The sequence below is a fragment of the Kitasatospora sp. NPDC033851 genome, assembly GCF_055576085.1.
The window spans coordinates 792604-799171 of sequence record NZ_JBVIRL010000002.1 but is presented as its reverse complement, the minus strand read 5'-3'; the positions used below and the strand labels follow the sequence as shown (position 1 = coordinate 799171).

6 protein-coding genes are annotated in these 6568 nt (G+C 74.7%); 3 read left to right on the top strand and 3 right to left on the bottom strand.

The features are described 5' to 3' along the window. Positions 1-144: 144 nt before the first annotated feature. Both ACZ51D_RS06755 and ACZ51D_RS06750 read right to left on the bottom strand, forming a co-directional pair. A complete protein-coding gene (locus ACZ51D_RS06755) occupies positions 145-1362 on the bottom strand; it encodes a zf-HC2 domain-containing protein (RefSeq protein WP_465661403.1) in 1218 nt (405 codons plus the stop codon). Next, positions 1359-1934 (bottom strand): sigma-70 family RNA polymerase sigma factor, encoded by a 576-nt coding sequence (locus ACZ51D_RS06750; protein ID WP_360494574.1) that lies wholly within the window; start codon positions 1932-1934, stop codon positions 1359-1361. Before ACZ51D_RS06750 ends, ACZ51D_RS06755 begins: the two co-directional genes overlap by 4 nt. A gap of 639 nt (positions 1935-2573) precedes the next feature. On the opposite strand from ACZ51D_RS06750, the gene ACZ51D_RS06745 reads away from it, so the two are divergent. After that, positions 2574-3050: an ATP-binding protein gene (locus ACZ51D_RS06745; protein WP_465616514.1), complete on the top strand. Its 477-nt coding sequence runs from the start codon at positions 2574-2576 to the stop codon at positions 3048-3050. Between the two features lie 438 nt (positions 3051-3488). Here ACZ51D_RS06745 and ACZ51D_RS06740 read toward each other — a convergent pair whose 3' ends face one another. Further along, positions 3489-4484: a GlxA family transcriptional regulator gene (locus ACZ51D_RS06740; protein ID WP_465616516.1), complete on the bottom strand. Its 996-nt coding sequence runs from the start codon at positions 4482-4484 to the stop codon at positions 3489-3491. Positions 4485-4603: 119 nt separating this feature from the next. On the opposite strand from ACZ51D_RS06740, the gene ACZ51D_RS06735 reads away from it, so the two are divergent. Next, positions 4604-5944, top strand: coding sequence for an MFS transporter (locus tag ACZ51D_RS06735; protein ID WP_465616518.1), 1341 nt, complete (start codon positions 4604-4606; stop codon positions 5942-5944). A gap of 32 nt (positions 5945-5976) precedes the next feature. Beyond that, positions 5977-6522, top strand: a complete 546-nt coding sequence (locus ACZ51D_RS06730) for a GNAT family N-acetyltransferase (protein ID WP_465616520.1) — start codon at positions 5977-5979, stop codon at positions 6520-6522. The last annotated feature ends 46 nt before the right edge of the window (positions 6523-6568 follow it).

Here is a 6568-nt window from a genome sequence, read left to right as displayed (position 1 = left end):
CCCGGTGATCATGAAGCGTAGAGAACTCCATGATCGGGCGAACCGTGCCTGCCCTGCTACTACCGATTAGCTCGGCACCTACTGGCGGACGCCCTAACCGCCGCGTAAACCGCGTAAACCGCTGTGTAAGCCGTGTAACGGCCTTTACGGCCGAGACAGCAGCGGGAGCGCGTGCAGCACCTCGCGGACCGCGGCCCGGTCCCCGTGCTCGCCGACCGGCAGCCGGTCCGGGTCGCGGTGCGCGGCGGCCAACTGGCAGAGCTCCAGGCCGTTCAGCACCATCGAGGCCACCGGCTCCCCGCCGGGCGGCCCCGCGTCCGGGTCGGCCGAGCCGTTCGTGCCTTCGCCCCCGTCCAGCGGGACCAGCCACTCGCCGCCCGCCGGGCCGTCGACCACCAGCCGCAGCCGCCGGGTGGTCCGGCCCCCGCCGTCCGGCGCGGCCGGCGCCCCGGCGTGCTCGGGACGGGCGGCGCGCAGGCCGGCCAGCGCCCGGGGGAGCAGCCGGACCACCAACTCCACCATCTGCCGCAGGTGCTGCGGCGCCGGCGGGTCGTACGGGTAGGCGACCGCGCGGGCCACGTCCTCGCCGTGCACGTAGCACTCCAGGGCGCGGTCCACGAAGGCGTCGCGCAGCGGCAGCACCGCGCAGCCGTAGTCGACCGGGGTGTTGCCCTGCGGGGCGAGCGCGGCGCTGCGCACCAGGTCGTGGGTCTGTCGCCGCCACCGGGAGCGCACCGACTGCGGCGGCAGGGCGCCCTGGTCGGCGAGCATCCGGGCGGTGCGCGCGGTGATCGCGCGGTACGGGCCGCCCTGTGGCGGGACGCGCGGCGCGGCGGGCGGCACGGCCGGGTCCTGCGACGGCACCCGGCGTTCGGCGGCCGGGGCGGGGACGCCCGGGGCGGTCGGCACCGGGTCGGGCAGGCCGAGGGCGAGCGCCAGGAAGCCGTCCACGGCGGTCAGCCGGCCGAGCACCTCGGCCGGGCGCAGCCGCTCGGTGCCGCCGTGCCACGGCAGTTCGGCGACCTCCTGCCACTCCTCCGGGCCGAGGTCGCGCAGCAGCGCGTCGAGCTTGGCGGTCTCCGCGGTGTACGGCATGCCCCAGGCGGGGAGGGGCAGTTGGGCCGGGCGGCGGGCCAGGCACCAGTCGAGCACCTGTTGGCGCAGCGAGCCGGGCTGGTCCAGCGGCTCGTCCAGGGAGAGCCAGCCGGCCGCGTCGCGCAGCCGGGCCGCCTCGTCGGCGCACTCCGGGCAGGCGCGCAGGTGCTTTTCCAGGTCGGCGGCGTCGCGGGCCGGGCAGGCGCCGAGGGCCCAGGCGCCGAGCAGCGAGCGCAGGGCGTCGTGCTGCTCCTCCGTGCTGCTCACGTCTCCCCGTCCCCGGCTTCGTCCTGGCGGGCGCGTTCCTCGGCCAGTTCGGTGGCCAGCAGCTCCAGTCCGAGCCGCATCCGCTGCTTGGCGGCCTGCTCGCTGATGCCGAGCAGCCGGGCCGTCTCCCGGTAGGTGCGGCCGTCGTAGTACGTCACCGCGATGGTCTCACGCAGGGGTTGGGGCAGGGAGTCGACCACGTACTGGACACGCGCGGCGGTGGCCACGGCGCGGATCTCCGCCTCGGTGCCCCGGGTGTCGCCGCCCGGCACGAGTTCGGTGGCCCGCCGTGCCCGCAGCCGTTCGACGGCGCGGCGGTGGGTGAGTGCGCCGAGCCAGGAGCGGAGCGTGCCCCGGGCGGGGTCGAAGTCCTCGGGGTGCTCCCAGACGTGGGCGAAGATCTCCCGGGTGAGCTGGACGGCGGCGGTCTGGTCGGCGAGTATCCGCCCGGCCAGGCCGTGCACCATCGGTGCGAGTTGGTCGTAGAGTTCGCCGAGCGCGGTCTCCTCGCCGCGGGCGAGGCGGCGCTGCAACTGCTCGTCCCAGCGCGGGGTCCGCTCCGGGGTGGCCATCGGGATCCACCCTCCTGCCCGGGGTCGCTGGCTTACCCAACGGTATCTTGCGGCCGGTCCGCGGCGGGAGGGAATCCGGCAAGAACGGAACCCGTCCTCGCGGATCGCTGTTTCGCGGTTTCCTTGTGTCGGTGGATCGCCGGGTGGGCGTGGAGCGCCGGCTCGGCGGGGATCTTCACATGGTGCGACGGTCGGCTGGTGGGACCGTCCGTCGTCGCCGCTGTTCGAGAGCCGCTGGACATATGTCGCACGGGTGGTTCGCGAGTGGCGGCCGGGGTGCCGGGGTCGTCCGGAGGTAGGTTCCCGACTGCGGGACCGGCGGGTCGGCCCGGGCCGGACGAGCGCCGGTACGAGGCTCGCGAGAGTGAGCGGGACAGTATGCACTGCCCTGTCCCCCGATCGCCGGAATATGCCGGAAGCGCTTGCTGCGGTCCGTCCGTCCGCCCATCCTGAGGCGTATTCGTGTCGCGGCCGGTGCGCGACCGACGGGTCGGCGCGGACGAGTGGGCGCGGGTGGACGGACCGGGCGATCGCCCGGGTGCGGCTCGGGTGGCGCCGGGCGGAGTGCGAGGGCCCGTCGGCCGGTCGATCCGGCCCGATCGGGACTTAGGCCGAACTGCGAGTGCAGGTGGTGGAGCGGTGCAGGTTCTTCAGGTACAGCTTGCGGTGCAGGCGGACCCCGCCGAGGTCGGCCGGGCTCGTCGGTGGGTGCGCTCGCGGCTGTTGAACCACGGGGTGGACCCGGACGCGCCGATGGCGGAGACGGTGGTGCTGGTGGTCTCGGAGCTGGTGACCAACGCCGTGGTGCACACCGGCTGTCCGGCCGTGCTGCGGCTCTGCCTGCCGGTGACCGAGAGCCCCGAGGAGGAGGCCCGGGCGGCCGGCCCGCTGCGGGTGGAGGTCGCCGACGCGAGCCAGGCCGCCCCGGCGCCGCGGCACGCCGGGCCGGACGAGGACGCGACCAACGGGCGCGGCCTGGAGCTGGTCGAGCTGCTCTGTGAGCGCTGGGGCTGGTACCCGGACGGCTCCGGCAAGCGGGTCTGGTGCGAGATCGGTTCCGACGCCCGGCCGGCCGATCCGCTGGCCGACGTGGACTGGGCGGCTTTGGCGCAATAGCGGCTTCCCCGGCGGCCCGGGAAGCGTGGCGATCACGGGAGCGATCACCGCTGCCGATCACCGTTGGCGATCACCGGCCGAAAGGTGACGCAACCATTCCGAATTTCGGACTACCCATTGACGTGACGTATCCGACTGATCACGCTTGGGTGCGGCTCTCCGTTGCGAGGGGACGCCGAGGGGTCGTCCGTCCACCGCCGCGGTGCCGCTGTCCAGGGGGATCGTGTCAGCGAGGGGGCCGCGGACTGTCGGTCACGGGCCGCTCCTCGGCGAGTGCGGAGGCCACGGCGCGGGTTCAGGGCCCGCGCATCGCGATTGGATGGCGGCGTGCCGTGCCGCGCTCGGGGTGCGCTCGGCCTGCCGCCATCCAATACGCCACCGGGGAGCGGCGGAATCCGGCCACTCGTCGCTGTTGCACGACCGCCGGAATCTGAGGACCTACCCGAGGACCTGTCCGAGGACCTCCCGGGGCGCCGCGCGGAAGGTGCGCCGGTAGGCGCTCGGCGCCACGTCGAGCCGGCCGCGCAGTTGCAGCCGCAGTGAGGCGGCGGTGCCGAAGCCGGACTCCCGGGCGATCTGGTCGATCGTCAGATCGGTGCGTTCCAGCAGCTGGCGGGCCCGCTCGGTGCGCTGGGTGGTGATCCACTGGCCCGGGCTGGCGCCGGTCTCCTCGCGGAAGCGCCGGGTGAAGGTCCGGACGCTCATGCCCGCCCGGTCGGCGAGCCGGCGCAGCGCGAGCGGCTGGTCCAGGTGCTCCAGCGCCCAGGCGCGCACCGCGGCGGTGCCGTGGCCGTCGGCGTCCACCGGGCTCGGGGCCTCCACGTACTGTTTCTGGCCGCCCTCGCGCCACGGCGGCACCAGGCAGTTGCGGGCCACCGCGTTGGCCACCGCGCTGCCGTGGTCGCGGCGCACCACGTGCAGGCAGAGGTCCACCCCGGCGGCGACCCCGCCGGAGGTGAGGATGTCGCCGTCGTCGGTGTAGAGCACGTCGGGGTCGAGCCGCACCCGGGGGAACAGCCGGGCGAAGCGCTCGGTGTAGCGCCAGTGGGTGGTGGCCGGGCGGCCGTCCAGCAGTCCGGCGGCGGCCAGGATGAAGGAGCCGGTGCAGATCGACATCAGCCGGGTGCCGGGCCGGATCCGGGCCAGGGCGGCGGCGATCGCCGGGGTGAAGCAGGCGTCGGCGACCGCGGGGCCGGAGTCGGCGGAGGCCGGGATCACCACCGTGTCGGCCCGCGCCAGGAGTTCGGGCCCGTGGTCGACGGCGACCCGGAAGTCGGCGCTGGTGGCGACCGGCCGCCCGTCCAGGGTGCAGGTGGCGACCGCGTAGAGCGGCTGCCCGGCCGGGTCCTTGGCGCCGCCGAAGATGCGGGCCGGGATGCCGAGTTCGAAGGCGATCACGCCCTCCAGGGCGAGTACCGCGACCAGGTGCGCCATGTCGTCCCCTCAGGTGTCGGTGGGTCCGGGCCAGCGTACGCGGGGCCGTGGCCCGATTCTTGCGAAAGCTGTCATTCAGGCCACTCGTCCGGGCCGCGGCGGCCCGGAACACTCCTCGTGTGACCGAACGCAGCGCCCTCACCCCCGTACCCGCCCCCGATCCGACCGCCCCCGATCCGGTTGGCGGGCCCGCACCGGCCGAGCGCCCCCGGGTGCACTACGCCTGGGTGGTGGCCGGCGTCGCCCTGCTCGTCCTGCTCGGCTCGGCCGGCTTCCGGTCCACGCCGAGCCTGATGATGGACGCCCTGCACAACGAGTTCGGCTGGTCGCTCGCAACGATCTCCCTCGCCACCTCCGTCAACCTGACCCTCTACGGCCTCACCGCCCCCTTCGCCGCCGCCCTGATGGACCGGTTCGGGGTGCGCCTGGTGGTGGTCTGCGCGCTGCTGACCATCTCGGTCGGCTCCGGGCTCACCATGCTGATGCGCGAGCCCTGGCAACTGGTGCTCTGCTGGGGCGTGCTGGTCGGCCTCGGCAGCGGCTCGATGGCCGGGGCCTTCGCCACCACCATCACCGGCCGCTGGTTCCGGGACCGCCAGGGCCTGGTCACCGGTGTGCTGACCGCCGCCGGCGCGGCCGGCAACCTGGTCTTCCTGCCGGTCGGCGCCTGGCTGGTCGAACAGCACGGCTGGCGTTCGGCCGTGGTCGTGGTCTCGCTCGCCGCCAGCGCCGTCGCCGTCCCGGTCCTGCTGCTGATGCGCGAGCGGCCCGCCGACCTCGGCCTGCTCCCGTACGGCGCGACCGAGGAGCCGCCCCCACCGGTCACCGACGGCCGCGCGCTGGCCCGCTCGGTGCGGGTGCTGCGCGACGCCGCCCGCACCCGGGCGTTCTGGCTGCTGGCCGGCTCCTTCGCGATCTGCGGCGCCACCACCGCCGGCCTGGTCGGCACCCACTTCATCCCGGCCGCGCACGACCACGGCATGCCGGTCACCACCGCCGCGAGCCTGCTCGCCCTGATCGGCGTCTTCGACGTGCTCGGCACGATCTTCAGCGGCTGGCTCACCGACCGGGTCGACTCCCGGGTGCTGCTGACGGTCTACTACGGGCTGCGCGGCCTGTCCCTGTTCCTGCTGCCGCAGCTGCTGGCCGGCTCGCTGCACCCGCCGATCCTCGCCTTCGTGGTCTTCTACGGCCTCGACTGGGTCGCCACCGTGCCGCCGACCGTCGCGCTGTGCCGCCGGAACTTCGGCGAGGACGCCCCGATCGTCTTCGGCTGGGTGCTGGCCAGCCACCAGATCGGCGCGGCCGTCGTCGCCGGACTGGCCGGCCTGGCCCGCGACGCGCTCGGGAACTACGACCTGACCTGGTACGGCGCCGGCGGGCTGTGTGCGGTCGCGGTCGGGCTCTGCCTGGCCCTGCGCACCGGACGGACCGACCGGGCGGTACCGGTCCTCCCGTAGGACTGTCGGGCCGGAGAACTAGGCTCCGCCTCATGGCGCTCACCTTCACCCTGGACCCGAAGCTCGACCCCGACCTGCGGACGGACATCGTCCGGCTCTGGACCGACGTCACCAACGCCGGCGGCGCGGTCGGCTTCGTGGCGCCGGTCACCGAGGACGAGGTGTGGGACACCGCCGACCGCCAGTTCGCCGAGGTCGGGCCGGACGGCCCGGACCGGCTGCTGGCCGCGCACGACGGCGACACCGGCCGGCTGGTGGGCGTGCTGTTCTTCCAGTCGATGCGCTTCGGCCCCATGGAGCACTGGCGGATGCTCAAGCGGGTCATGGTGCACCCCGACTGCCAGGGCCGCGGCTACGGCGCCGAGCTGCTCGCCGAGGCCGAGCGGATCGCCAGGCAGTGGGGCCTGCAGTCGCTGCGGCTCACCGCGCGCGGCGGCCTGGGGCTGGAGCGCTTCTACGCCCGCAGTGGCTACCGCGAGGTCGGCCGGGTGCCGGCCGCGATCCGGGTCGCCCCCGGGGACGACCGCGACGACATCACGATGTGGCTCGACCTGCGCCGACCCGCCACGGACGGGTGAGAACAGCCGGGGCGGGTGACCCGTGCCCTACGCCGGCCGTCAGGCA